24 protein-coding genes and 1 tRNA gene are annotated in these 26,087 nt (G+C 67.8%); 18 read left to right on the top strand and 7 right to left on the bottom strand.

Translation table 11 applies throughout. The annotated features are described in order from the left end of the window. The first annotated feature begins 4 nt into the window (after positions 1 to 4). The 6 genes from sufC to AC3A5Z_RS09110 all read left to right on the top strand — a co-directional run bounded on the left by sufC (position 5) and on the right by AC3A5Z_RS09110 (position 4,487). Positions 5 to 760 (top strand): Fe-S cluster assembly ATPase SufC, encoded by a 756-nt coding sequence (gene sufC / locus AC3A5Z_RS09085; RefSeq protein ID WP_487519044.1) that lies wholly within the window; start codon positions 5 to 7, stop codon positions 758 to 760. Continuing rightward, positions 760 to 2,043 (top strand): Fe-S cluster assembly protein SufD, encoded by a 1,284-nt coding sequence (gene sufD, locus AC3A5Z_RS09090; protein ID WP_487519045.1) that lies wholly within the window; start codon positions 760 to 762, stop codon positions 2,041 to 2,043. The genes sufC and sufD overlap by 1 nt, the downstream gene beginning before the upstream one ends. Beyond that, positions 2,044 to 2,520 carry a YIP1 family protein gene (locus tag AC3A5Z_RS09095; RefSeq protein WP_487519046.1) on the top strand — a complete coding sequence of 159 codons (477 nt, stop codon included), beginning with the start codon at positions 2,044 to 2,046 and terminating at the stop codon, positions 2,518 to 2,520. Further along, entirely contained in the window at positions 2,517 to 3,104 is a 588-nt protein-coding gene (locus tag AC3A5Z_RS09100) for a Yip1 family protein (RefSeq protein WP_487519047.1), read from the top strand. Before AC3A5Z_RS09095 ends, AC3A5Z_RS09100 begins: the two co-directional genes overlap by 4 nt. A gap of 3 nt (positions 3,105 to 3,107) precedes the next feature. Next, on the top strand, positions 3,108 to 4,328 hold the full coding sequence (locus tag AC3A5Z_RS09105) for a cysteine desulfurase (protein WP_487519048.1): 1,221 nt from the start codon (positions 3,108 to 3,110) through the stop codon (positions 4,326 to 4,328). Between the two features lie 82 nt (positions 4,329 to 4,410). Next, positions 4,411 to 4,487, top strand: a tRNA-Arg gene (locus AC3A5Z_RS09110). 112 nt (positions 4,488 to 4,599) lie between these two features. Here AC3A5Z_RS09110 and AC3A5Z_RS09115 read toward each other — a convergent pair. Then, positions 4,600 to 6,276: a methyl-accepting chemotaxis protein gene (locus AC3A5Z_RS09115; RefSeq protein WP_487519049.1), complete on the bottom strand. Its 1,677-nt coding sequence runs from the start codon at positions 6,274 to 6,276 to the stop codon at positions 4,600 to 4,602. A gap of 270 nt (positions 6,277 to 6,546) precedes the next feature. On the opposite strand from AC3A5Z_RS09115, the gene dusA reads away from it, so the two are divergent. Continuing rightward, entirely contained in the window at positions 6,547 to 7,488 is a 942-nt protein-coding gene (dusA, locus tag AC3A5Z_RS09120; protein WP_487519599.1) for a tRNA dihydrouridine(20/20a) synthase DusA, read from the top strand. Here dusA and AC3A5Z_RS09125 read toward each other — a convergent pair. The 6 genes from AC3A5Z_RS09125 to AC3A5Z_RS09150 all read right to left on the bottom strand — a co-directional run bounded on the left by AC3A5Z_RS09125 (position 7,470) and on the right by AC3A5Z_RS09150 (position 13,559). Continuing rightward, positions 7,470 to 8,660 (bottom strand): multidrug effflux MFS transporter, encoded by a 1,191-nt coding sequence (locus AC3A5Z_RS09125; protein ID WP_487519050.1) that lies wholly within the window; start codon positions 8,658 to 8,660, stop codon positions 7,470 to 7,472. The two genes, dusA and AC3A5Z_RS09125, sit on opposite strands and share 19 nt — an antisense overlap. A gap of 187 nt (positions 8,661 to 8,847) precedes the next feature. After that, positions 8,848 to 9,216 carry a Grx4 family monothiol glutaredoxin gene (gene grxD, locus AC3A5Z_RS09130; protein ID WP_107662038.1) on the bottom strand — a complete coding sequence of 123 codons (369 nt, stop codon included), beginning with the start codon at positions 9,214 to 9,216 and terminating at the stop codon, positions 8,848 to 8,850. 40 nt (positions 9,217 to 9,256) lie between these two features. Then, positions 9,257 to 9,499 carry a BolA/IbaG family iron-sulfur metabolism protein gene (locus AC3A5Z_RS09135; protein ID WP_107662039.1) on the bottom strand — a complete coding sequence of 81 codons (243 nt, stop codon included), beginning with the start codon at positions 9,497 to 9,499 and terminating at the stop codon, positions 9,257 to 9,259. 48 nt (positions 9,500 to 9,547) lie between these two features. Further along, positions 9,548 to 10,033 (bottom strand): GNAT family N-acetyltransferase, encoded by a 486-nt coding sequence (locus AC3A5Z_RS09140; protein ID WP_487519051.1) that lies wholly within the window; start codon positions 10,031 to 10,033, stop codon positions 9,548 to 9,550. Continuing rightward, positions 10,033 to 12,192, bottom strand: coding sequence for a phosphoribosylformylglycinamidine synthase subunit PurL (gene purL, locus AC3A5Z_RS09145; protein ID WP_487519052.1), 2,160 nt, complete (start codon positions 12,190 to 12,192; stop codon positions 10,033 to 10,035). Before purL ends, AC3A5Z_RS09140 begins: the two co-directional genes overlap by 1 nt. A gap of 473 nt (positions 12,193 to 12,665) precedes the next feature. Then, positions 12,666 to 13,559 carry a LysR family transcriptional regulator gene (locus tag AC3A5Z_RS09150; protein ID WP_487519053.1) on the bottom strand — a complete coding sequence of 298 codons (894 nt, stop codon included), beginning with the start codon at positions 13,557 to 13,559 and terminating at the stop codon, positions 12,666 to 12,668. A gap of 159 nt (positions 13,560 to 13,718) precedes the next feature. Between AC3A5Z_RS09150 and AC3A5Z_RS09155 the strand changes: the two genes are divergently transcribed. The 11 genes from AC3A5Z_RS09155 (at position 13,719) to scpB (ending at position 26,078) form a co-directional block, all read left to right on the top strand. Further along, a complete protein-coding gene (locus AC3A5Z_RS09155) occupies positions 13,719 to 17,108 on the top strand; it encodes an indolepyruvate ferredoxin oxidoreductase family protein (RefSeq protein ID WP_487519054.1) in 3,390 nt (1,129 codons plus the stop codon). Positions 17,109 to 17,236: 128 nt separating this feature from the next. Further along, positions 17,237 to 18,049: a glutamate racemase gene (locus AC3A5Z_RS09160; RefSeq protein WP_136793134.1), complete on the top strand. Its 813-nt coding sequence runs from the start codon at positions 17,237 to 17,239 to the stop codon at positions 18,047 to 18,049. A gap of 35 nt (positions 18,050 to 18,084) precedes the next feature. Next, complete coding sequence (gene argC / locus AC3A5Z_RS09165; protein ID WP_487519055.1) at positions 18,085 to 19,113, top strand: N-acetyl-gamma-glutamyl-phosphate reductase; 1,029 nt, start codon at positions 18,085 to 18,087, stop codon at positions 19,111 to 19,113. A gap of 18 nt (positions 19,114 to 19,131) precedes the next feature. Further along, positions 19,132 to 19,587, top strand: a complete 456-nt coding sequence (gene ccmE / locus AC3A5Z_RS09170) for a cytochrome c maturation protein CcmE (protein WP_487519056.1) — start codon at positions 19,132 to 19,134, stop codon at positions 19,585 to 19,587. Positions 19,588 to 19,645: 58 nt separating this feature from the next. Further along, a complete protein-coding gene (locus tag AC3A5Z_RS09175) occupies positions 19,646 to 20,257 on the top strand; it encodes a holin-associated N-acetylmuramidase (protein WP_487519057.1) in 612 nt (203 codons plus the stop codon). Further along, positions 20,248 to 20,724 (top strand): holin family protein, encoded by a 477-nt coding sequence (locus tag AC3A5Z_RS09180; protein WP_487519058.1) that lies wholly within the window; start codon positions 20,248 to 20,250, stop codon positions 20,722 to 20,724. The genes AC3A5Z_RS09175 and AC3A5Z_RS09180 overlap by 10 nt, the downstream gene beginning before the upstream one ends. 85 nt (positions 20,725 to 20,809) lie before the next feature. Beyond that, positions 20,810 to 22,552, top strand: a complete 1,743-nt coding sequence (gene argS, locus AC3A5Z_RS09185; RefSeq protein WP_487519059.1) for an arginine--tRNA ligase — start codon at positions 20,810 to 20,812, stop codon at positions 22,550 to 22,552. A 71-nt stretch (positions 22,553 to 22,623) separates the two neighbouring features. Then, on the top strand, positions 22,624 to 23,655 hold the full coding sequence (locus AC3A5Z_RS09190) for an SPOR domain-containing protein (protein ID WP_487519060.1): 1,032 nt from the start codon (positions 22,624 to 22,626) through the stop codon (positions 23,653 to 23,655). Continuing rightward, on the top strand, positions 23,652 to 24,665 hold the full coding sequence (locus tag AC3A5Z_RS09195) for a glycoside hydrolase family 3 N-terminal domain-containing protein (RefSeq protein WP_487519061.1): 1,014 nt from the start codon (positions 23,652 to 23,654) through the stop codon (positions 24,663 to 24,665). Before AC3A5Z_RS09190 ends, AC3A5Z_RS09195 begins: the two co-directional genes overlap by 4 nt. After that, a complete protein-coding gene (locus AC3A5Z_RS09200; RefSeq protein ID WP_487519062.1) occupies positions 24,658 to 25,446 on the top strand; it encodes a segregation and condensation protein A in 789 nt (262 codons plus the stop codon). Before AC3A5Z_RS09195 ends, AC3A5Z_RS09200 begins: the two co-directional genes overlap by 8 nt. After that, entirely contained in the window at positions 25,443 to 26,078 is a 636-nt protein-coding gene (gene scpB / locus AC3A5Z_RS09205) for an SMC-Scp complex subunit ScpB (protein ID WP_487519063.1), read from the top strand. Before AC3A5Z_RS09200 ends, scpB begins: the two co-directional genes overlap by 4 nt. Positions 26,079 to 26,087: the final 9 nt, after the last annotated feature.

A 26,087-nucleotide genomic window follows, 5' to 3' on the forward strand; every position in this document is an offset into this window, starting at 1 on the left:
AAATATGCTTGAGATCAACAACCTGCATGTGAAACTTGAGGAAGAGGACAAGGTGATCCTCCGCGGCGTCGACCTGAAGGTCGAGGCCGGCTCGGTCCATGCCATCATGGGGCCGAACGGCTCCGGCAAGTCGACGCTTTCCTATGTGCTGGCGGGCCGCGACGGCTATACCGTGACCGAGGGCTCGGCCCGGCTCGAAGGCGCCGAACTGCTGGAGATGGAGCCGGAAGAGCGTGCCGCCGCTGGCCTCTTCCTCGCCTTCCAGTATCCGGTCGAGATCCCGGGTGTGGGCAACATGACCTTCCTGCGCACCGCGATGAACGCGCAGCGCAAGGCGCGCGGGCAGGACGAGCTGAGCGCGGGCGACTTCCTCAAGCTGGTGCGCGAGAAGGCCAAGGCGCTGAAGATCGACGCCGACATGATGAAGCGCCCGGTCAACGTGGGCTTCTCGGGCGGCGAGAAGAAGCGCAACGAGATCCTGCAGATGGCGATGCTGGAGCCGCGCATGTGCATCCTCGACGAGACCGACTCGGGTCTTGACGTCGATGCGATGAAGCTGGTCTCCGACGGCGTGAACGCGCTGCGCGACGCGGGCCGCGCCTTCCTCGTCATCACCCATTACCAGCGCCTCCTGGACCATATCCACCCCGACGTGGTGCATATCATGGCCAACGGTCGCATCGTGAAGACCGGCGGGCCGGAGTTGGCGCTGGAAGTCGAGAAGAACGGCTATGCCGACCTCCTCTCGGAGGTGGTGTGATGGCTGTGGCGCAAGCCAAGCAGGACACGCTGGAGGCGCGGATCGCCGGCCTGTCCTTCCCGAACGAGGGCTGGCAGGCCCCGGCGCGGTTCGACGCGCTGGAGCGGCTGGGCGCCATGGGGATGCCCGGGCGGCGCGACGAATACTGGCGCTACACCGACCCGTCCTCGCTGACCTCGCCCGAGCCGCTGCCGGCGCCGGTCTTCGTCGACACGGCCGAAACGATGGTCTTCGACGCGATCGACCGGCTGAAGCTGGTCTTCGTCGATGGCGTCTTTGATGCCGAGGCTTCGGACGATCTGGCGCTGTCGGGCGTCGAGATCGACCTGCTGTCGCAGGCGCAGAGCGACATCCACTGGGCGCGCGACGTCTACGGCGTGCTCGAGGCGCGTGGCCAGGTCCCGGTGCAGCGGCCGCTTGCGGCGCTCGGCACCGCCTTCGCCACCGAGGGCGTGCTGATCCGCGCCACCGCCAAGGCGGCGAAGCCCATCGCGCTGATCTACGTTCATCGCTCGGAAACCTCCGACGTGATCCTGCACAACTGCATCCGGGTCGAAGCCGGTGCCGAGGTGACGGTGCTGGAAAGCGGTCCTGCCGCGGCGCGCTTCACCAAGGTCATGGAAGTCGACGTGGCCGAGGGCGGTCGCTTCCACCACATCCGCGCCCAGGGCCCGGATCAGGACCGCCGCGCCGCGACGCATATCTTCGCGCGGCTGGCCGAGGAGGCCCTGTTCAAGAGCTTCACCCTGACCGCCAATGGCGTGATGACCCGCAACGACGCGGTGCTGGAGCTGGTGGGCGACGATTGCGTGGCCCATGTCGCGGGCGCCGCGGTGGGCGACGGCATATTCCACCACGACGACACCGTGTTCATCACCCACGAGGGCCAGCGCTGCGAAAGCCGTCAGGTATTCAAGAAGGTGCTGAAGAACGGCGCCACCGGCGTCTTCCAGGGCAAGATCCTCGTGAAGCCCGGTGCGCAGAAGACCGACGGCTACCAGATCAGCCAGTCGCTGCTGCTCGACGAGGATTCGGTCTTCCTCGCCAAGCCAGAGCTCGAGATCTACGCCGACGACGTGAAATGCTCGCATGGCTCGACCTCGGGCGCGATCGACGACACGGCGCTGTTCTACCTGCGCTCGCGCGGCGTGCCGCTGAAGCAGGCGCAGTCGCTGATGGTGCTGGCCTTCCTCGCCGAATCCATTGCCGAGATCGAGGACGAGGGCATTGCCGAGGACATCCGTCAGCGGTTGGAAGACTGGCTTGTGAGCCACGAGCATTGAATGGCCGTCACCTCTGACATCGTGGCAAGCTGGCGACACCCGCGCAGGGTGATCGCCAGCCATCTGGCACGTGGCCGGTCCGAACCCTTCGCTTTCAGCCTGCTGCTGGTCTTCCTGCTGCTGGCCTTCGTCGCCCAATGGCCGCGCCTGTCGCGCCAATCGGTGCTGACACCCGACGTGCCTCTGGTGCAGGGGTTCGTCGCCACGGGGCTCGCGCTCCTCGCCACCATCCCGCTCTTCTATCTGCTGGCCGCTGCCAGCCATGGCATTGCCCGGCTATTCGGCGGGCGCGGCGGCTTTTACGGCGCGCGCATCGCCCTCTTCATGGCGCTGCTCGCTGCCTCGCCCTTGGTGCTTCTGCACGGGCTGACCCTCGGCTTCAGCGGATCGGGGGCGCAGAGCCTTCTGGTCGGCACCTTCGCCTTCGCGGCCTTCGCCGTCATCTGGATGCTCATGCTGATCGAGGCCGAGACATGACCCTGACCTTCGGCTCGATCCTGCAGCTGGCGCGCTTCACCGTGCAGAGCCCGCGCGAGGGCGCGCGCGCCGTGCTCTCGCTCGGCCTGCCGAACGAGGCGCGCTGGGTCGCGCTGGTGCTGATGGCGATCGGGGCGGCGCTGCTCACCTCCCTCTCCATCGCGCTGCTGCCTGCCGAGCTGCGCGACATGCTGGGCGACGACCTACCGAGCCCGCTGGTCAGCGCCGGGTTGCAGATGCTGGCGCTGTTGCTGCTGACGCTGACGATCCACCGGGTCGGGCGCTGGCGCGGCGGGGCGGGCAGCTTTGCCGATGCGCTGCTGCTGGTCGGCTGGCTGCAGTTCATCCTGCTCTGCGTGCAGGCACTGCAGCTCGTCACCCAGCTGGTGATGCCGCTGATTTCCGAGATCATCGGCATTGCCGGGATCGCGCTGTTTTTCTGGTTGCTCACCAATTTCGTGGCGGAGCTGCATGGCTTCCGTTCGCTGGGCAAGGTCTTCGCCGGCATCCTGCTGACGATGGTGGCGCTGTCTTTCGTGCTGGCGCTGGTGGTGATGCCGTTCATTTCGGCACAAGGGGTCTGAGCGATGTATGACGTGGCCGCAGTCCGCAAGGATTTCCCGATCCTCTCGCGCGAGGTGAATGGCAGACCGCTGGTCTATCTCGACAACGGGGCCTCGGCGCAGAAGCCGCAGGTGGTGATCGACGCGATGACCCGGGCCTACAGCCACGAATATGCCAATGTCCACCGGGGCTTGCACTACCTTTCCAACCTGGCGACCGACAAGTACGAGGCGGTGCGCGGCACCGTCGCCCACTTCCTCAACGCGCCCTCGCCGGAGGAGATCGTCTTCACCACCGGCACCACCGAGGCGATCAACCTGATCTCCTACGGCTGGGCCGCGCCGCGGCTGCAGCCCGGCGATGAGATCGTGCTGTCGATCATGGAACATCACGCCAATATCGTGCCCTGGCACTTCCTGCGCGAGCGGCAGGGCGTGGTGCTTAGATGGGTCGATGTCGACGCCAATGGCGATCTCGACCCGCAGGCGGTGCTCGATGCGATCGGGCCGCGCACGCGGCTGATCGCGGTGACGCATATGTCGAACGTGCTGGGCACCGTGGTCGATGTTGCGGCCATCTGCGCGGAGGCGCGCGAGAAGGGCGTGCCGGTGCTGGTCGACGGATCGCAGGCGGCAGTGCACATGCCGGTCGATGTGGCGGCGATCGGCTGCGACTTCTATGCGATTACCGGCCACAAGCTCTATGGCCCCAGCGGCTCGGGCGCGATCTTCATCCGCTCGGAGCGGATGGAGGAGATGCGGCCCTTCCTCGGCGGCGGCGACATGATTCACGAGGTGAGCCGCGACGCGGTGAGCTATGCCCGCCCGCCGATGCGTTTCGAGGCCGGCACGCCGGGCATCGTGCCGCAGATCGGCATGGGCGTGGCGCTGCATTACATGATGACGCTTGGGATGGACCAGATCGCGGCGCATGAGCGGTCGCTGCGCGATTACGCGCGCGAGCGGCTGGCCGGGCTGAACTGGCTGAATGTGCAGGGCCAGTCGGCGGGCAAGGGGGCGATCTTCTCCTTCACGCTGCAGGGCGCGGCCCATGCGCATGACATCTCGACCGTGCTCGACAAGAAGGGTGTTGCGGTGCGGGCGGGCACGCATTGTGCCATGCCGCTGATGACCCATATGGGCGTCGGCGCCACCTGTCGCGCCTCCTTTGGTCTCTACAACACCACCGCGGAGGTCGATTCCCTGGTCGAGGCGCTGGAGTTCTGCCACGAGCTCTTCGGCTGAGGCAGGCGCGCGTGAAACTCTTCTGCGGTCTGCACTCTTGATGTTGCAGCCCGTCCTGCAAGTGGCTATACGCATCTGCGACGCACCCGTAGCTCAGCTGGATAGAGCGCTGCCCTCCGAAGGCAGAGGCCAGGGGTTCGAATCCCTTCGGGTGCGCCAGTCTCTTCTTCTCCGATGATCGATCGCATCGTTTGACCGCAGCGGCCGTGCATCTGCGCGGCAGTCTGGACCTGCCTCTGCCGGGCTGCCTCAGACATGACACGCGGACCCGTCAGGCTGCCGTATTGCGCAGGAAGCTTGCGTCGAGCGCGCTGTCGTCATCGGCGCTCATGTCGAAGTTGAAGCTGGCGGGTTTGTCGGGCGGCGCCTTGCGCGGGGCCGGAGGGTTTGTGCGAGGAGTGGCAGGCATCGGGGCAGCGGCGGCCACAGGGCCGGGCTGCACCATGCCATCGCCGCTGAGGCGGAAATAGGACATGGCGGATTCCAGCTGTTCGGCCTGGCCGGAGAGGCTGGCCGCGCCGCCGGAAAGCTCTTGCGCGGCGGAGGAGTTCTGCTGCGTCACCTGATCGAGCTGCTGGATCGCCAGCGCGATCTGCGCCGCGCCGGTCGTCAGTTCGCGCGAGGCCACGGAAATCTCGCTGACGAGATGCGAGGTCTTTTCGATATCGGGTACCAGCCTGCCCAGCATCTCACCTGCATGGGAGGCCATCCGCACCGTGTTGCCGGAAAGCGCCGAAATCTCGGTTGCGGCGGTCTGGCTGCGTTCGGCCAGCTTGCGCACCTCCGACGCGACGACGGCGAAGCCCCGGCCATGTTCCCCCGCGCGCGCCGCCTCCACTGCGGCGTTCAGCGCCAGAAGGTCGGTCTGCCGCGCGATCTCCTGGACGATCAGGATGCGCTCGGCGATCGATTCCATTGCCTGCACTGCATCTGAGACAGCTTGCCCGCTTTCCCGCGCATCAAGCGCCGATTGCTGGGCCATCCGTTCGGTCTGTCCGGCATTGTCTGCGCTCTGCCGGATGCTGGCTGCCATCTGTTCGACCGAGGCCGAGGCCTCTTCCGAGGCGGAGGCCTGTTCGCTGGCGCCCTGGCTCATCTCTTCCGAGGTGGCGGCCATCGACGAGGAGCCGGAGGTCACCTGACGCACCGCCGAGGTGACGGTGCTGACGACGGATCGGAGCCGCAGCACCATGTCGTTGCTGGCGCGCAGCAGGTCGGCGATCTCGTCGCTGCCGCGATCGGGAGCGGTTTCGGTCAGATCGCCGCTGGCGACGCGACGGGTGAGGGTGATCGCCTGCCGCAGTCCCCGGTCTATCGACAGGATCACCAGCGTCGCCGCGCCGACCCCCACCAGCACCGCAACCCCGACGAGGGCGAGAAGTTCGGCCACCGACAGCCGGTAGGCCTCGGCCACTTCGGCCTGCGCCGCGTCCAGCGCCTTGGCGCGGTACTCCACCAGCTCTGCCACAAGCGTCAGCCGTTCCTCCTGCATGCCGACCTGTTCGTCACCGAACAGCAGCTGCCGCGCGCCCTCCTGATCTCCCTTCGACGACAGCTCGAACACGCGGTCGTTCGTCGGCTTCATCTTGTCCCACAACTCCTTGTAGCGGGTCAGGATTTCGCGCTCGCGCGGTTCGGAGACCATGGCGTTGAGCGCCTCATACGCCTGTTTCTGCCCGGCGCGGGCCGCGTCCATTTCGGCGGCGACGCGGGTGGCGACCTCGGGCGAGGTGGCGAGAAGTTGGTCGCGCACCGCCGCCTTGAGCCGCAGCTGCTCGGTGTTCAGCTTGCCCGCGAGGATGGCGGTCGAGGTATGCACATCGGCCATCTCGTCGAAGGATTGCTTCAGCGTCCCGATCTGCGAGATGGCCAGGGCAATGGCGGTGCCCGAGAGGAGGAAGACGAGCAGGAAGGTCAGCGCCAGTTTCACTTTGATCGTCAGTTTCATCCAGTCCTCGCAAGGGTGATGCCGGGCTGCTGCACGTCGCCCGAGAGGATGGTGTGCGGAGCAGGCTTAAGGAGTGGTAAGGATTTCCGGCCCCGTCGCGAAAACTGTCTCGAACCTTACGGGTCTCGACCTGAGGCCTGACGGTTTGTCTCCGGCCGCAGGCAATGGTAAAGCCTCGGCTTGCCAGAAGACCGGGGCTGCGAGGTGGAGATGACCGGAAGCGAAGCAAGACCGCAAGGGGCCGAGGCTCACCGCCTCTCCGTCGCGCCGATGATGGACTGGACCGATCGCCATTGCCGCGTGTTTCACCGGCTGATGACGCGGCGGGCGATGCTCTATACCGAGATGGTGACGGCGCCTGCAGTGGTGCATGGGCCGCGCGAGCGGCTCCTGGGCTACTCCGAGGTCGAACATCCGGTGGCGCTGCAGCTCGGCGGCTCCGATCCGGCGGAGTTGGCGGCGGCGGTGCGGCTGGCGCGGCCCTTCGGCTATGACGAGATCAACCTCAATGTCGGCTGCCCCTCGGACCGGGTGCAGTCGGGCTGTTTCGGCGCGGTGCTGATGGAGCGGCCGGCGCTGGTCGCCGATTGCGTCGCGGCGATGATCGCCGAGGCCGATGTGCCGGTGACGGTGAAATGCCGGATCGGGGTGGACGATCAGCTGCCGGAAGAGGTGCTGCCGGCCTTTCTGGAGACTGTGGCCGCGGCGGGCGTGTCGCATTTCGTGATCCATGCCCGCAAGGCCTGGCTGCAGGGATTGAGCCCGAAGGAGAACCGCGAGATCCCGCCGCTCGACTACCATCTGGTGGTGGCGATGAAGCGGCGCTTTCCGGAGTTCACCATCTGCCTGAACGGCGGAGTCACCAGCCTCGCGCAGGCCGAGGGGCTGCTGGCGCAGGGGCTCGACGGGGTGATGCTGGGCCGCGCCGCCTACCACGATCCCGAGGTGTTGCTGGGCGCGGACCGGCTCTGGGGCGAGGCGCCGGAGCGCGACGTCTGGCAGGCGGTGGAGGCGATGCGGCCGTATATCGCCGCGCATCTCGCGGCGGGGGGGCGGTTGCACCAGATCACCCGCCACATGCTCGGCCTCTTCACCGGGCGGCCCGGGGCGCGGCTCTGGCGGCGGGTGCTCTCGGAAGGGGCGTCGCGGCCGGGGGCGGGGCTCGAGGTGCTGGACGAGGCGCTGGCCGGGCTTCAGGCCAGCGCCGCCTGACGCGGCACGACGATCCGGCTCAGCGCGAAGGCCATGACGCCGCAGACGGCGATGGCGCCCAGCATCGGCACCACGCTGCCGTCGAAGAACGGTCCGGCCAGCACGATCATCGCGCCGCCGACCAGCATCTGCAGCGTTCCGCCAAGCGAGGAGGCGAGGCCCGCATGCTCGCCATGCTCCTCCAGCGCCAGCACCATCGTCGTCGGGATCACCAGCCCGAGGAAGCCATTGGCGACGAAGAGCCCGACCATCACCACCGGCAGCGAGGCAAGGCCCAAGAGCGCCAGCGCGAAGAGCGCCATGGTCGAGGCGGCGAAGCCCGCCGCCGCCACCAGCACCACCGGCACCGCGCCGAAGCGCAGCCCGAGACCGGCGGCCATCTGCGAGGCGCCGAAGAAGCCGATCGCATTGACCGCGAAGGCCAGCGAGAAGCCGGTGGGCGACATGCCGAACTGCTCGGTATAGACGAAGGAGGCCGAGGCGATGAAGACGAAGAAGCTCGCCATGCCGAAGCCGCCGAGCAGGGTCAGCCCCAGAAAACCGCGATGGCCGAGAAGCATCCGCGCCGCCGCCAGCAGCGCGCGGGGCCGCACCGGCTGACGCGCCTCGGGCGGCAGGGTCTCGCGCAGGGCAAAGCGGGTCATCACGAGACTCGCCAGCGCGCCGAGGCTGAGCACGGCGAAGATCGCCCGCCAGTCGGCCACCGCGATCAGCCCCGCGCCCGCCAGCGGCGCCAGCATCGGCGAGACCGAGATCACCAGCATGATCGCCGCCATCAGCCGCGTCGCCTCATGCCCCGTGTGCAGGTCGCGGATGATGGCGCGCGGCACCACCATGACCGCCGCCCCGCCGAGCCCCTGCACGAAGCGCCCGGCCAAGAGCATCTCGGCCGAGCCCGCCAGCGTGCAGACCACCGACCCCAGGAAGAAGATCGCGAGCCCGACATAAAGCGGCAGCCGCCGCCCGGCCTGATCGGCCCAGGGCCCGTAGACGAGCTGTGCCACGCCGAAGGCGAGGAAGTAGGCGGTGATCGTGCTCTGCATCGCGGTGACCGAGCTGCCCAGATCGGCGCCGATGGCGGGCAGGGCGGGCAGATACATGTCGATGGCGAAGGGGCCGACCGAGGAAAGCGCGCCAAGCACGAGCGCACTGCGGAGGATGGAGGAGGCCATGAGGGCAATCCCGATGGGGAATGTCGGGCGTGCCGGCAATCTGACTGGAAGGAATGTCTGCGATTAACCGATTTCGCGGCGCGGGGGAAGGCGCTCCGCTCCCGCTCTGCGTCTCAAGGTCGCGCTGCCCGCAAGAGAGGCGGAAAGCGCAGGCGGCGGCCGCCTGCGCTTAAAGGTTCGGCGCCGCTCAGGCGTTGGCTTCGCGGATCTTGTCGGCGGCGGCCTTGTCATAGGTGACGCCCTTGGCCTCGAACAGCTGGTCGAGCTCGCCCGAGAGGGTCATCTCGGTGACGATGTCGCAACCGCCGACGAATTCGCCCTTCACGTAGAGCTGCGGGATGGTCGGCCAGTCGGAGAAGTCCTTGATGCCCTGACGGATCTCGGCATCGGCCAGCACGTTCACATCGGCATACTCGACGCCCATAAAGTTCAGCACGCCGGCGACGCGGCTGGAGAAGCCGCATTGCGGCATCGCCTTGGTGCCCTTCATGAACAGCACGACGTCATTCTTGGCGACCGTGTCGCGGATCTGGTCTTCGGCTGTGGTCGTGGTCATCGGAAGTCCTTTCGGTGGCAGGGCTCTGGCCTGCGGTGTTTCACTCGGGCGCCTTGGTGGTCAGCGCCAGCGCGTGCAGATCGCCGTTCGGGCCGTCCATCTTGCCCTTCAGCGAGGCATAGACCGCGCGTTGCTGCTGGACGCGGTTCATGCCCTTGAAGCTTTCGTCGATCACCTCGGCGGCCCAGTGATTGCCGTCGCCCGCCAGATCGGTGATGGTGATCTTTGCCTGAGGGAAGCTGCCCCGGATCAGGTTTTCAATGTCACGGGCTTCAATGGGCATGGGATGTCCTGTGCGATCTCTGTCGCCCCAGATGTAATCCCGGTGTTGCTACGGTGCAAGCGCAGCCGCGTCTCCGGCGCGCTTGCGGGCCCATTCGTCGCGCAGGATGGCCATGCCGATGCAATCGGCCCAGAGCCCGTCGGGCCGCAGCCAGCACTGGCGGAAGCGGCCTTCCTCGGTGAAGCCCGCCCGGCGGAAGGCTTCGAGGGCGCGCGGGTTGTCGAAGACCGTGTCGAGGAACAGCCGGTGCGCGCCCATCTCTGCGAAGGCCAGTTCCAGCACCGCCGCGATCAGGGCGCGGCCCTCGCCAGCCTTGGTGACGGCGAGGTTCGGCAGGGTGAGCACCTGCGGATAGGCGGTCTCGATTATGGCGAAACCGGCGAAACCGCCTCTGTCCCAGACCATGACCCGGTTGGCCGGATCGGCGGCGATCTCGGCCAGCCAGTCCTCGCCCATGGCGAGGAGCTGCATCGGATGCCGGGCGATCAGGGCGGCGATGGCGGCAAGCTCCGCCGTCTCCGCCCGACGCAGCATCAGCCGACCGCCGCCTCGAAGGCCGAGCGGTAGAGGCCGGAGAGATCGGCGAGCGGGGCGCTCTTGCCGCCGAAGCTCACGCTGTCGCCGCCGAAGCGCCCGACGCGGGACAGCGGAACGCCCGCCGCATCCGCCGCAGCCTCCAGCGCCTGAGCCTGGGCCTCGGTGCAGGCCACCAGATAGCGCGCCTGATCCTCGCCGAAGAGCGTCGCCGTGTCGGCAGCGTCGAGAGTGACGCCAAGCCCTGAGGCCTCGGCCAACTCGAAAGCGGCCAGCGCCAGCCCGCCGTCCGCGAGATCGGTTGCGGCTGTCACCTTTTCCCGGTTGGCGCGGAGGAACTCGCCATGTTTGCGCTCGGCGGCCAGATCGACCGTCGGGGCATCGCCCTCTTCGCGGTCGAACATCTCGGCCAGAAGCGCCGACTGGCCGAGGTGGCCCGCCGTCTCGCCGATCACCAGCGCGAGGCAGCCTTCGGTCGGCAGGCCCGAGATCAGCTCGTCGAGGCTGGAAAGCAGCCCCACCGCGCCGATGGTCGGGGTGGGCAGGATGCCCGTGCCGTCGGTCTCGTTGTAGAGCGAGACGTTGCCCGAGACGATGGGAAAGTCGAGCGCGCGGCAGGCCTCCCCGATGCCCTTGATGGCCCCGACCAGCTGGCCCATGATCTCGGGCTTCTCGGGGTTGCCGAAGTTCAGGTTGTCGGTGGTGGCGAGCGGCAGGGCGCCCACGGCGCTGAGGTTGCGGTAGGCCTCGGCCACCGCCTGCTTGCCGCCCTCGAAGGGGTTGGCCTTGACGTAGCGCGGCGTCACGTCGGAGGTGAAGGCCAGCGCCTTGCCGGTGCCGTGCACCCGCACCACGCCGGCGCCGAGGCCCGGCGCGCGGACGGTGTCGGCCATCACCATGCTGTCATACTGCTCGTAGACCCAGGCCTTGTGGGCGTAGCTCGGCGAGCCGATCAGCGCGCGCAGGCCCTCGATCGGATTGACCTCGGGCGCATCGGTCAGCGCCGCGGCCTTCGGCGTCTCGACCCACGGCCGGTCGTATTCCGGCGCGGTGCCCGACAGGGCCTTCAGCGGCAGGTCCGCCTTGATCTCGTTGCCGTGCAGGATGAGGAAACGGTCTTCCGGGATGGTCTCGCCGACGATGGCGAAGTCGAGATCCCATTTCACGAAGATCGCCCGCGCTTCGGCCTCCTTCTCGGGTTTCAGCACCATGAGCATCCGCTCCTGGCTTTCCGACAGCATCATCTCGTAGGCGGTCATGTTCGCCTCGCGCTGCGGCACGGCGTCGAGCTGCAGCTTGATGCCGAGATCGCCCTTGTCGCCCATCTCCACCGCCGAGCAGGTCAGACCCGCCGCGCCCATATCCTGGATCGAGATGACGGCGCCGGAGGCCATTAGTTCGAGACAGGCCTCGAGCAGGCGCTTCTCGGTGAAGGGGTCGCCAACCTGAACCGTCGGGCGCTTTTCCTCGATGGTGTCGTCGAACTCCGCCGAGGCCATGGTCGCGCCGCCGACGCCGTCGCGCCCGGTCTTGGCGCCGAGATAGACCACCGGCATGCCGACGCCCGAGGCGACGGAGTAGAAGATCTTGTCGGCATCCGCGAGGCCAGCGGCGAAGGCATTGACCAGACAGTTGCCGTTGTAGCTGCGGTGGAACCGCACCTCGCCGCCGACGGTCGGCACGCCGAAGGCATTGCCATAGCCGCCGACGCCCTCGACCACGCCCTTCACCAGATGCGCGGTCTTCGGATGCGAGGGCAGGCCGAAGCTCAGCGCGTTCATCGCCGCGATCGGCCGCGCGCCCATGGTGAAGACGTCGCGCAGGATGCCGCCGACGCCGGTCGCGGCGCCCTGATGCGGCTCGATGTAGGAGGGGTGGTTGTGGCTCTCCATCTTGAAGATGACCGCCTGACCGTCGCCGATATCGACCACGCCCGCATTCTCGCCCGGCCCGCAGATCACCTGAGGCCCGGTGGTGGGCAGGGTGCGCAGCCATTTCTTCGACGACTTGTAGGAGCAGTGCTCGTTCCACATCGCCGAGAAGATGCCGAGCTCGGTGAAGGTCGGCTCGCGGCCGATGATGCCGAGGAGACGTTCGTATTCATCGGGCTTCAACCCGTGGGCCGCGATCAGCTCGGGGGTGATGTCGGGCTCGGTCATGACGCTATCCTTCGCTCTGGGCCATCGCGGATGGGCTCGCGCGCGTTCTAGGACATGGGCGGGGACAGGGGAAGGTGGTGGCTTGGGGAAAGGCCGAAGTTTTTTCGGCGGATGCGCCGGGGGCGGGAGCAGCCCATTCTGCCCGCGCATCCTTTGCATGCAAACGATCCGGAGGAGCGGCCATTCGGCAGGCAGTTGGCAAAGCCTGCGCGAAAAACAAAAAAAAGGCCGAGCAGAAGCTCGGCCCAAGTCCAACAGGGAGGTATGAAGTCAGCAAGAGAAAGCTCAATCGCTGCCTTCGAGTTGGGATTTAGGCCCCGCTCTGGGTCCTTTCAAGGCGATTATGCCCGTTGGCGAAACATGGCAGCCATGCGTGCCGTGCATACCTTTGTGCGCAACGCATATTTGTCAACAAGAACAGCCACCTGCGCCCGGATCGGGTGCAGGCGGAACCCCGCAGACGGGGTGCGCGCTCAGGTCTGCTGGCTCTTGCGGTAGTTGAAGATCTCTTCGGTGACGAATTCGCGGAAGGCCGCGACGCGCTTTGAATGACGCAATTCCTCGGGATAGGCGAGAAACACCGGCACATCGCTCGATTCCACATCCGGCAGGACGCGGACGAGATTGGGGAAGGCCACCGCATTGTAATCCGGCAGCACGCCGATGCCGAGGTTGTTCAGCACCCCCTGCAGCACACCGAAATAGTTGTTCACCGTCAGCATGGACGGGATGTCGTGGCTCATCAGCTCCTGCACCAGCAGGGCGCCGGCCGCCACCTGCGGCGCGCCGGCATGCTGGCAGATCAACCGGTGCTGCGAGAAATCCTCCATCCGCTGCGGCGTGCCATGCTCGGCCAGATAATCGGCCGAGGCGTAGAGCCGCATGCGGATGTTCATCAGCCGCTTGCGGATCAGGTCGGCCTGCGACGGCTCCTTCATGCGGATCGCCACATCGGCCTCGCGCATCGGCAGGTCGAGCACGCGCTCTTCCAGCATGAGGTCGATCTTCAGCGCTGGATACTTGCGGTAGAGCGCCGTCAGCCGCGGCGCGAGCCAGAGCGTGCCGAAACCGGTGGTCGTGGTGATGCGCAACTCGCCGAAGACCTCGTCCTCGCTGTCGCGGATGCGGGCGGCTGCGGCATCCAGACGCTTGACCATGGCATTGGTCGCATCAAACAACAGCTCGCCCTGTTCGGTGAGAATCAGGCCGCGGGCGTGGCGGTGAAAAAGCGTGACGTTCAGGCTCTCTTCCAGGGCACGGATCTGGCGGCTTACCGCCGATTGCGACAGGTGCAGCGTTTCACCGGCGTGGGTGAGGCTGCCCGCATCCGCGACCGAATGAAAGATTCTAAGCTTGTCCCAATCCATATAGTAACTCTTCGCCGTTAGGAGCCGACGCGGCGGCAACATTCATCTAGGGACTGCATAGCAGAGTTGCAAATGAAACATAGCTGACAAAGCGCTTTGTAGGTCAGCCATTTTGACCTATCATTGGTCTCATGTTCTGAAAGCAACGGGAGGTGCATGATGAGCAGGCAGGATGTGTCTTTGTCCGACCGCTACGATCTCGCCAAGTCTCCGGTTCTGTTGAACGGCACGCAAGCCATGGTGCGGCTGATGCTGATGCAGAAGGCGCGCGACATGGCCGCGGGGCTGCATACGGCGGGCTATGTCACCGGCTATCGCGGCTCGCCGCTGGGGGCGGTCGATCAGACCATGGCCCGCGCGAAACGCGAGCTGGAGGCGGCGGATGTGCTGTTCCAGCCGGGGCTGAACGAGGATCTGGCGGCCACCGCCGTCTGGGGCAGCCAGCAGGCCGAGCTGCGCGGCGAGGGGCGTTTCGACGGGGTCTTCGCGCTCTGGTACGGCAAGGGCCCGGGGGTGGACCGCTCCGGCGACGTGATGCGCCACGCCAACATGGCGGGCTCGTCGCGGCACGGCGGCGTGCTGATGGCGATGGGCGACGACCATACCGGCGAGTCCTCGACCACGCTGCACCAGTCGGACTGGGCGATGGTGGATGCCTACATGCCGGTCGTCTCGCCTGCCGGGGTGCAGGAGGTGATGGACTTCGGACTCTACGGCTGGGCGCTGTCGCGCTTCGCCGGGGTCTGGGTCGGGCTGAAGACCATGAAGGACACGGTGGAGGCGACGGCGGTCGTGGATGGCGATCCGCATCGCCTGACATTCCTGCGTCCCGACTTCCAGCTGCCCGAGGGCGGGCTGAACATCCGGCTGGGCGATACGCCCGTCGCTCAGGAAGCGCGGATGATCGACCACAAGCGCTTTGCCGCCGAAGCCTTCAGCCATGCCAACCGGATGGACCGGCGGGTCTGGGGCCGGCCGGGCGCGAAGATCGGCTTCGTCGCGGCGGGCAAGAACTGGCTCGATCTGGTGCATGCGCTGGCGCTTCTGGGCATCGACGAGGCCGAGGCGGAGCGGCTGGGGATCACCACCTACAAGGTCGGGCAGGTCTGGCCGATGGATTTCCGCGGCTTCCACGACTGGGCCGAGGGGCTGGAGCTGATCGTCTGCGTCGAGGAGAAGCGCAAGCTGATCGAGGTGCAGGCCAAGGAGGCGATCTTCAACGACCGTCGGGGGCGGCGGATCTATGGCTGGCAGACCGACCGGGGCGAGGAGCTGTTCCCGACGAGGTTCGCACTGGAACCTGTTGGCATTGCCGAGAAAATCGGCGCCATCCTGATCGAGGAGGGGCGCGGGACGGATGCCCTGCGCGGCGCTCTGGCCCGGCTGGCCGAGGCGCGGCGGGCCGACAATGCCAAGGACATGGCGGCGCGGCTGCCCTATTTCTGCTCGGGCTGCCCGCACAATACGTCGACCCGCCTGCCGGAAGGCAGCCGCGCCTATGCCGGGATCGGCTGTCACTACATGGTGCAGTGGATGGACCGCGAGACCACCGGCTTCACCCAGATGGGCGGCGAGGGCGCGAACTGGATCGGCGAGGCGCCGTTCTCCACCCGCGCCCATGTGTTCCAGAATCTCGGCGACGGCACATACAACCACTCCGGCGTGCAGGCGATCCGCGCGGCCTTGGCGGCAGGGACGAACATCACCTACAAGATCCTGTTCAACGATGCCGTCGCCATGACCGGCGGCCAGAGCAACGAGGGCGGGCTGACCGCCGACCGGATCGTGCGCGAGATCCAGGCGATGGGGGTCGAAACCATCGCGCTGGTGCATGACGCGAAAGAGGGGCTGGATCTTTCGGCCTTCCCCTCGGGCATCGCGGTGCATGAGCGGGCCGAGCTGATGGAGGTCCAGAAAAAGATGAGCGCCGTCAAGGGCGTGTCGGCCATCGTTTACGTGCAGACCTGCGCCGCCGAGAAGCGCCGTCGCAGGAAGCGCGGCGCCTTCCCCGACATCGACAAGCGCGTCTTCATCAACACCGAGGTCTGCGAAGGCTGCGGCGATTGTGGCGTGCAGTCGAACTGCGTCTCGATCGTGCCGGTCGAGACCGAGCTCGGCCGCAAGCGCGCCATCGACCAGTCGTCCTGCAACAAGGACTTCTCCTGCCTCGCCGGCTTCTGCCCCTCCTTCGTCACGCTGGAGGGCGCAAAGCCGAAGAAGGCGGCGACGGCGCAGATCGACCTGCCGGACCTGCCGCAACCCGTGCTTCCCGAAATCCGCGGCACGCATAACGTGGTCATCACCGGCGTCGGCGGCACCGGCGTGGTGACGGTGGGGGCGATCCTGTCGATGGCGGCGCATCTCGACGGCAAGGGTGCGGCGATGATGGAGATGGCCGGGCTCGCGCAGAAGGGCGGCGCGGTGCATATCCACTGCCGGATCGCGGCGAGCCCGGGCGAGATCAGCGCGATCCGCGTCGCCGTGGGCGAGGCGGATGCGGTGATCGGCGGCGATCTGGTGGTGACGGCGGGGGCGAAGACGCTGGGCCTGATGACCACAGGCCGCACCGGCGCGGTGGTCAACAGCCATGACATCGTCACCGGCGAGTTCACCCGCAACACCGAATTCCGCATTCCGTCCGACCGCTTGCAGCTGTCGCTTGAAGCGCGGTTGCAGGACCGGCTGGCCTTTTTCGACGCTTCGGAGCTGGCGCGGGCGCTGATGGGCGACTCGATCTACTCCAACATGATGGTCTTCGGCGCGGCCTGGCAGCGCGGGCTGATCCCGCTGAGCGAGGCGGCGATCCTGCAGGCCATCGCGCTGAATGGCACGGCGGTGGAGCAGAACGCGCGCGCCTTCGCTCTGGGCCGCTGGGCGGTGCTGCATCCGGCGGAGGCCTCAAGGCTGCTGGCGCCCGCGGCGGCTGCTCCGGTCGATCCGGTGGCTTACCGCGCGCAGCGGCTGGAGGCGTATCAGAGCCGCAGACTGGCGCGGCGCTTCCTTGCGCTGGTCGAGAGCGCGCCGCCGGAGCTGCGCGAGGCGGTGGCCAAGGGCTATCATCACCTGCTGGCCTACAAGGACGAATACGAGGTGGCGCGGCTGCATCTGTCGACGATGGAAAAGGCCCGCGCGACCTTTGACGGCGACCTGCGCCCGGTCTTCCATCTGGCGCCGCCCTTCATGGGGGGCTCGGCCAGCGACGGGCGGCCGAAGAAGCGCGCTTTTGGCGCGTGGATGCTGCCCGCCTTCCGTGTGCTCGCCCGGCTGAAGCTGCTGCGCGGCACGCCGCTCGACCCGTTCGGGCGCACGGCGGAGCGGCGGATGGAGCGCGCGCTGATCGCGGAGTTCGAGGCCGACATGGCCGAGGTGCTGCCGAAGGTCACGCCCGCGACGCTCCCGATCGCCCGAGAGCTGGCGGAGCTGCCGCTGACCATCCGCGGCTACGGCCCGGTGAAGGAGGCCAATGCCGGGAAGGCTGCGGCCCGGCGGTTGGCGCTGCTGCAGGCCTTCCGGGCGGGCGGCGCACCCTTGCAGCATGCGGCGGAGTGAACCGGGGCTGCGACGCGGAAAATCCGCGCCGCCTCACCAATGCGCTTTCACCCGGGGCGGCGAAATCCTATGCTCGCCGGCAACGGGGGCGAGGCAGGGACAAGTCCTGAAACGGGCGGGGTGCGGGCATGGCGGTTGGGGTATTCGATTCGGGGCTCGGCGGGCTCACGGTGCTGGACGCGCTGCAGAAGCGTCTGCCGGAGGTGCCCTTCGTCTATTTCGGCGACAACGCCCATGCGCCCTACGGGGTGCGGGATGCCGATGACATCTTCGCACTGACCTGCGCCGCGACCGAACGGCTCTGGGCCGAGGGCTGCGATCTGGTCATCCTCGCCTGCAACACCGCCTCGGCGGCGGCGCTCAGGCGGATGCAGGACGGCTGGATCCCGCAGGACAAGCGCGTGCTCGGCGTCTTCGTGCCGCTGATCGAGGCGCTGACCGAGCGGCAATGGGGCGACAACTCGCCGCCGCGCGAGGTCGCGGTGAAGCATGTCGCGCTGTTCGCCACGCCCGCCACGGTGGCGAGCCGCGCCTTCCAGCGCGAGCTGGCCTTCCGCGCCATCGGGGTCGATGTCGAGGCCCAGCCCTGCGGCGGGGTGGTCGACGCCATCGAGCAGGGCGACGAGATCCTGGCCGAGGCGCTGGTGCGCAGCCATGTCGAGGCGCTGAAGCGGCGGATGCCGCATCCGCAGGCGGCGATCCTCGGCTGCACCCACTACCCGCTGATGGCCGCCGCCTTCCAGGAAGCGCTCGGGCCTGAGGTCGCCGTCTACAGCCAGGCCAATCTGGTGGCCGAGAGCCTTGCCGACTATCTGGCGCGGCGGCCGGAGTTCGTCGGCGCCGGGCAGGTCTCGAAAGCCCTGACCACCGGGGATCCGAAATCGGTCTCCAGCAAGGCCACGCAATTCCTGCGGCGGCGGATCATCTTCGAATCCGCCTGACGCATCATATGAAGATTCCCACGGAAGAGACTGACATGGAACACAAGATTGCCATTCTCGGCGCCTCTGGCTACACGGGCGCGGAACTGGTCAGGCTGATCGCCACCCATCCGACGATGAAGATCGTCGCGCTGTCCGGCGACCGCAAGGCGGGGATGGAAATGGCCGAGGTGTTCCCCTTCCTGCGCCATCTAGACCTGCCGCGCCTGCAGAAGATCGAGGAGATCGATTTCTCCGATGTCGATCTGGCCTTCTGCGCGCTTCCGCATGCGACCTCGCAAGCGGTGATCGCCGAGCTGCCGCGCGATCTGAAGGTGGTCGATCTTTCCGCCGACTTCCGGCTGCGCGATCCGGCGGAGTATGAGAAGTGGTACGGCAAGCCGCATTCCGCGCCGGAGCTGCAGAAGGAGGCGGTCTACGGCCTGACCGAATTCTACCGCGACGAGATCAAGGGCGCGCGGCTGGTCGCAGGCACCGGCTGCAACGCCGCGACGGGGCAATATGCGCTGCGGCCGCTGATCGAGGCCGGGGTGATCGGGCTCGACGACATCCTGATCGACCTGAAGGCGGGCGTCTCCGGTGCGGGGCGCAGCCTGAAGGAGAACCTGCTGCATGCCGAGCTGTCGGAGGGCACCCATGCCTATTCGGCCGGCGGCAAGCACCGGCATCTGGGCGAGTTCGATCAGGAGTTCTCCAAGGCCGCCGGTCGCCCGGTGCTGGTGCGCTTCACGCCGCATCTCACGCCGATGAACCGCGGCATCCTCGCCTCGGTCTATGTCAGCGGCGATCCGGCCGCGGTGCACGACGCGCTGGCCAGCCGCTATGCCGCCGAGGAGTTTCTCAAGGTGCTACCTTTTGGCGCACTGCCCTCGACACGCGACATCCGCGGGTCCAACTATGTGCACATAGGTGTGATTGGTGACCGGGTGCCCGGCCGCGCCATGGTGGTGGCGGTACTGGACAACCTGTGCAAGGGCTCGTCCGGCCAGGCGATGCAGAACGCCAATCTGATGCTGGGGATCGACGAGGCCTCCGGGCTGCGGCTCGCTCCCGTCTTTCCTTGAGGGGAGTGTGAAAAGACCATGCGGGGCCTGAAGAAGAAACGCCGGATTCAGATCATCGTGCTGGCCTTCGTGCTGCTGGGCGTCTCGACCGCGCTGATCGGCTATGCGATGCGCGACGGGATCAACTTCTTCCGCTCGCCCAGCCAGGTGGTCAGCGATCCGCCCTCGCAGGGCGAGGTGTTCCGCATCGGCGGTCTGGTGGCCGAAGGCAGCCTCGTGCGCGGGCAGGGCGAGACGGTCAGTTTCAGCGTGACCGACACGAACGAGACGATCCCCGTCACCTTCGCCGGCGTGCTGCCCGACCTCTTTGCCGAGAACGCCGGCATGGTCGGCACCGGCAGCATGGAGAACGGCGTGTTCAAGGCGACCGAGATCCTCGCCAAGCATGACGAGACCTACATGCCGAAGGAGGTCGTGGACGCGTTGAAGGAGCAGGGCGTCTACGAGTCCCCCAGCGACCAGCCGAACGGTTGAGTAACCCGATCTTGACCGCCTGACGCCAGCCTTCCCGGGTCGCAACTCGGGAGGCCCCATGCAGACGGTTCAGGAGATTGCCAGAGAGATCGTCGCCCGCGAGGGCGGCTTCGTCGACGACCCGGACGATCCGGGCGGGCCGACGCAACATGGGGTGACGCTGGCCACGCTGCGGCGGCTGGGGTTTGATCTGACCGGCGACGGACAGACATCGGTCGAGGATCTGCGGCGGCTGAGCCGGGCGCAGGCCGAGACGATCTTCGTTGAGCAGTATTTCAGGAAGCCCGAGCTCGGCAGCCTGCCCGAGCCGCTGCAGCCCAGCGTCTTCGACATGTATGTGAACGCGGGCCCGGCGGCGGTGAAGATCCTGCAGCGGCTCTTGGAGGACATGGGCTTTGCCTGCGCCGTCGACGGCCTCGTCGGGCCGCAGACCATCCGCGCCGCGCAGCTGGCGCAGGAGGCGGCGCCCGGGCATCTGGCCGATGCTTATGCGATCGCGCGGCGGAACTACTATTACGCTCTGGCCGACGGCCGCCCGGCCTCGCGCAAATACGCGCGGCGGCGCGATGGCGGCAAGGGCGGCTGGATCACCCGGGCCGAGAGCTTCATGCAGCCACGATACCGGCTGACCGAGGCGCAGCATCGGGCGCGGGTGGCGGCATGGGCGTGATCTCGCGGCTGATCGGCGCGCCGGGCGCGGTCTCGGCGCTGGGAGAGGCGGCGCAGGGCGTGGCCGAGGTGTTCACGCCAAACGCCACCCGGGCGCAGGAACTGTCGTCCGAGGCGCAGCAGGCGGCGCTGGCGCAGCTTGGCGCGGAATACCAGAGCGCCGGGCCAGGGGGCTTCGACCGCTTCGTCAACGGGCTGAACCGTCTGCCGCGCCCGCTCCTGGCCTTCGGCACGCTGGCTCTGTTCGGCTATGCCATGGTCGATCCCGACAGTTTCGGGCGGCGCATGGTGGGGCTGAACCTGGTGCCCGAGCCGCTGTGGTGGCTCTTGGCGGCGATCGTCGGCTTCTACTTCGGCGCGCGCGAGGCGCATTACTTCCGCTTCCGCCCGATTGCCACGCCGCCAGCGACAGCGGCGGTCGCGGAGGAAAACCCCGCGCTGGACGACTGGCGCGCGGCGCGCGGCTGAGCAGGGGCGGCGGGGGCGACCCTGCCGCCATTGACCCGCAGGCCCGGCTCTGGCATTCCCGGTTGCGATAATCAGGACGCAACCTATGAACCTCTTTTCCGAAATCCGCAGTCTCGTCATCGCCTCGCTGGATGACATGGCCCGCGCGGGTGAGCTTCCCTCCGGTCTCGATACCGCCGCCGTCGCGGTGGAGCCGCCGCGCGATCCGGCGCATGGCGACATGGCGACCAATGCCGCGATGGTGCTGGCCAAGCCCGCCGGTCTCTCCCCCCGCGCCATCGCCGAGGCGCTGGCCAAGCGCCTCGCGGCTGATCCGCGCATCGCCGGGGCCGAAGTTGCGGGGCCGGGCTTTCTGAACCTCCGTCTCTATCCTTCCGTCTGGCAGGGTCTGGTCGCCGGGGTGCTGACCGACGGCGCCGATTATGGGCGCGCCGACATCGGGCAGGGCCAGCGGGTAAACGTGGAATTCGTCTCGGCCAACCCGACCGGGCCGATGCATGTCGGCCACGTCCGCGGCGCCGTGGTGGGCGATGCGCTGGCGCGGCTGCTGGCCTTCGCCGGCTGGGACGTGACGCGCGAATATTACATCAACGACGGGGGCGCGCAGGTCGATGTGCTGGCGCGCTCGGCCTACGAGCGCTACCGCGAGGCGCATGGGCTGGAGCCGGAGATCCGCGAGGGTCTCTACCCCGGCGACTACCTGATCCCGGTGGGCGAGGCGCTGAAGGAGGCCTTCGGCGCCGCCCTGCTCGACAAGCCCGAGGCCGAATGGCTGGTGACGGTGCGCGATTTCGCCGTGCGGCGGATGATGGCGATGATCCGCGAGGATCTGGCCCAGCTCGGCGTCGAGATGGATGTCTATTCCTCGGAGAAGGCGCTCTATGGCACCGGCAAGATCGAGGCGGCGCTGGCCGAGCTCGAGCGGCAGGGGCTGATCTACGAGGGCGTGCTGGAGCCGCCGAAGGGTAAGACGCTGGAAGACTGGGAGCCGCGCGAGCAGACGCTGTTCCGCTCCACCGCGCATGGCGACGACGTGGACCGCCCGGTGAAGAAATCCGACGGCGGCTGGACCTATTTCGCCCCCGACATCGCCTATCACTACGACAAGGTCACCCGCGGCTTCGATCAGCTGATCGACATCTTCGGTGCCGACCATGGCGGCTATGTGAAGCGGATGAAGGCGGCAGTCTCGGCGCTGTCGGGCGGCCGGGTGCCGCTGGACATCAAGCTGGTGCAGCTGGTCAAGCTCTGGAAGAACGGCGAGCCCTTCAAGATGTCGAAGCGGGCGGGCACCTTCGTCACGCTGCGCGACGTGGTCGATCAGGTGGGCGCCGACGTGACGCGCTTCGTCATGCTGACCCGCAAGAACGACGCGGCGCTGGATTTCGATTTCGACAAGGTGCTGGAGCAGTCGAAGGACAACCCGGTCTTCTACGTGCAATATGCCAATGCCCGGATCAATTCGGTGCTGCGCAAGGCGCGTGAGGCGGGCGTGGACGTGACCGACGCGGCGCTGGCCGGGGCCGACATGGCCAAGCTCGACCATGCCGCCGAGCTGTCGCTGATCGGCAAGATCGCCGAATGGCCGCGTCTGGTGGAGGTTGCCGCACGCAACAACGAGCCGCATCGGGTGGCCTTCTACCTCTACGAACTGGCTTCCGACCTGCACGGCCTGTGGAATCGGGGCAATGACGAACCGGCCCTGCGCTTCGTTCAGGACGATCCCGCAACGACGCAAGCGAAAATTGCCCTCGCGCGGAGTGTGGGCGTTGTGATTTCTGCGGGTTTGGGTATCTTGGGCGTCACTCCGGTCGAGGAAATGCGCTGATCAACGGCGCCCGCCGGGGTGAAACGGGCAGGACAGCGTCGAGGCAGACCTTCGACGCAGTGAGGCAGAGCATGGCTGACGTGGAATTCGATGATTTCGAAGGCGACTATGACGCGCCTCGACCCGCGCGGGTGCAGCGGCTGCTCAACCTCTCGGGCGGGATCATCTCGGTTGCGCTGATCCTCGGACTGGCGGTCTGGGGCTACAAGCTTGCCGTGCGCGACGTGACCGGCATTCCGGTGGTGCGCGCGATGGAAGGCCCGATGCGGATCGCCCCGGAAGATCCGGGTGGCGAGATCGCGGCGCATCAGGGGCTTGCCGTGAACGATGTGGCCGCGGTCGGCGTGGCCGCCCCGCCGCCCGAACGGCTGGTGCTGGCGCCGCGCCCGGTGGAGCTGACGCTGGAAGACGGCCCCGGCCTGACCGACGACGATGCTCCCAGCCCGGCGGAAGCCGCCGCCGCCGCCGCGCAGGCTTTGCCCGAGGCCGCGCCGGAAGACGAGGCGACCGACCTCGCCGTTGCCGAGGAGATCACCGAGGAGCCCGCGACGGAAGCGGCGGCGGAGCTGCCCGCCGCGGAAGCGATCACCGAGGATGCCACCCGCCTCGCGCTGGCCGAGGCCTTGGCCGACACGGTGGAACCTCTGGCCTCAGATGCCTCGATGCCCGACCCGAGCGCGCTCGACGATCCTCTGGCCGAGCCCGAGGTGGCACCCGCGCCGGAAGGCGCCGTCACCCGCTCGCCGCGCCCGCCGCAGCGCCCCGCCTCGATCGCGGCGCCGGTGACGCTGGCTGCGGCCGCGCCGGCGGCGGCGGCCCCGGTGAAGGAGGTCGATCCCAAGACGCTGGCCTCCGGCACCCGTCTGGTGCAGCTCGGCGCCTTCGACGATGCCGAGACCGCGCGGCGCGAATGGGACAAGCTTGCGGGCAATTTCGGCGACCTGATGCAGGGCAAGGCCCGGGTAGTGCAATCGGCGCAGAGCGGCGGGCGCACCTTCTACCGGCTGCGCGCCGAAGGCTTCGCCGACGAGGATGACGCGCGCCGCTTCTGCTCGGCGCTCCTGGCCGAGAACACTGCCTGCATCCCGGTCGCCGTGCGATGACCTCCGTCGGTCGTGGGGCCTGCATCTTCGGCTGTGCCGGTCCTGTCCTCATGGCCGAGGAGCGGGCGTTTTTCCGCGACGCCGATCCTTTCGGCTTCATACTCTTTGCCCGCAACGTCGAGACGCCCGATCAGCTCCGCCGCCTGACCTCCGACCTGCGCGAGGCCGTGGGCCGCGACGCGCCGGTCTTGGTCGATCAGGAGGGCGGGCGCGTGCAGCGGCTGCGCAGCCCGGCGTGGCGCGAGTATCCGCCGCCGCTCGACGCGGTGCGCGCGGCGGGGCCGCAGGCGCCGCGGATGATGGCGCTGCGCTATCGGCTGATCGCCGAGGAGCTGCGCGTTGTGGGCATCGACAGCAACTGCGCCCCGGTGGGCGACGTACTGACGGAGGCGACGCATCCCTTCCTCGCCAACCGCTGCTATTCCGACGACCCGGCCACCGTGACCGAGCTTGCCCGCGTGGTGGCGGAGGCGCATCTGGCAAGCGGGGTGCTGCCGGTCATCAAGCACATGCCGGGCCATGGCCGGGCGGCGGGCGACACCCATCTGGCGCTGCCCACGGTCTCCGCCGATCTGGAGACCCTGCTCGCCACTGATTTCGCCGTCTTCCGCGCGTTGAACCACCTGCCGATGGCGATGACGGCACATATCGTCTTCTCCGCGGTCGATGACCGCCCCGCCACCTGCTCGCCGCCGATGATCCGGCTGATCCGCGAGCGGATCGGCTTCGCGGGCCTCCTGATGACCGATGACGTCGGGATGGAGGCGCTCTCGGGCACCAAGGCCGAGCGCGCGGCGGCGGCCATCTCGGCGGGCTGCGACATCGCCCTGCATTGCAACGGCAAGATGGACGAGATGACGGGCGTCGCCGCCGCAGCGGGGGACATGGGACCGGAGGCGCTGCGCCGGGCCGGGGCGGCGCTTGCCGCCCGTCGTCCGCCCGAGCCGGTTGACATCTCGGCGCTGGAGGCCGAGCATTCGGGCCTTCTGAGCGGGCGTGGGCATGGCTGACGACTGGGAAGGCGGCGAGAGGCTCAGCGTTGCGGATCGGCTGGCAGCCGAGGCGCTGATCGTCGATGTCGAGGGCTTCGAAGGCCCGCTCGACCTGCTCCTGACCCTGTCGCGCACCCAGAAGGTCGATCTGCGCCGCATCTCCGTGTTGCAACTGGCCGAGCAGTATCTGGTCTTCGTCACCGAGGCCAAGGCCCTGCGGATCGAGCTTGCCGCCGACTATCTGGTGATGGCCGCCTGGCTCGCCTATCTGAAATCCCGCCTGCTGCTCCCGCCCGATCCGACCGAGGAAGGCCCCTCCGCCGAGGATCTCGCGGCGCATCTGGCCTTCCAGCTGGAGCGGCTGCAGGCGATGCGCGAGGCGGCAGCACAGCTGATGGCGCGCGACCAGAAGGGCCGCGACTTCTTCGCCCGGGGCCTGCCGGAAGACATCACCCGGCACCGGCATGTCACCTATTCCGCCACGCTGATCGACCTGATGCGCGCCTATGCCCGGATCCGCACCAAGGACGAGTTCCGCCCCTTCGTAATGGACCGCGACCATGTCTACACGATGGAGCAGGCGCTTGACCGGATGCGTGGCATGCTGAACTGGTTTGGCGACTGGGCCGACCTCACGAGCTATCTGCCGGACGGCTGGGGCGGGCATCCGCAGCGCCGCCGCTCGGCCACCGCCGCGCATTTCGCCGCCGTGCTCGAGATGACCAAGCGCGGCCAGATCGAGCTGCGGCAGGGCGATACCTTCGCCCCGATCCAGATCCGCCGGAAGGAGGGCGAATGAACGAGTCCCCCGAGCCCAGCCTGTTCGAGGCCCCCGCAATGCCCGAACAGGAGCGGATGGTCGAAGCCATCCTCTTCGCCTCCGCCGATCCGGTGACGGTGGCCGAGCTGGCCGCGCGCATGCCGCATGGCTCCGACCCGGCCGAGGCGCTGGTGGCGCTGCGTCGCCGCTACGAGGGGCGCGGCGTCAGCGTCGTGCGGGTGGGCGATGCTTGGGCCTTCCGCACCGCGCCCGATCTCGGGCACCTCATGCGCAAGGAGACGGTCGAGCAGCGCAAGCTCTCTCGTGCCGCCATCGAGACGCTGGCCATCGTCTCCTATCACCAGCCGGTCACACGCGCCGAGATCGAGGAAATTCGGGGTGTCGCGGTGTCGCGCGGCACGGTAGATCAGCTGCTGGAGCTGGAGTGGATTCGCTTCGGTCGCCGCCGCATGACCCCGGGCCGTCCGGTGACATTCGTGGTGACCGAGCAGTTCCTCGACCATTTCGGACTGGAATCGGCGCGCGACCTGCCGGGGCTGAAGGAACTGCGCGCGGCGGGGTTGCTCGACAACCGGCCGCTGCCGGGGACGATGCGCCAGCCGGAAGAGGACGAGCCGGTCACCGGGCAGAGCGAGCTTTTCGAGGATTAGGACGAGCGC

The organism is Cereibacter sp. Soil_C_27 (assembly GCF_057657095.1).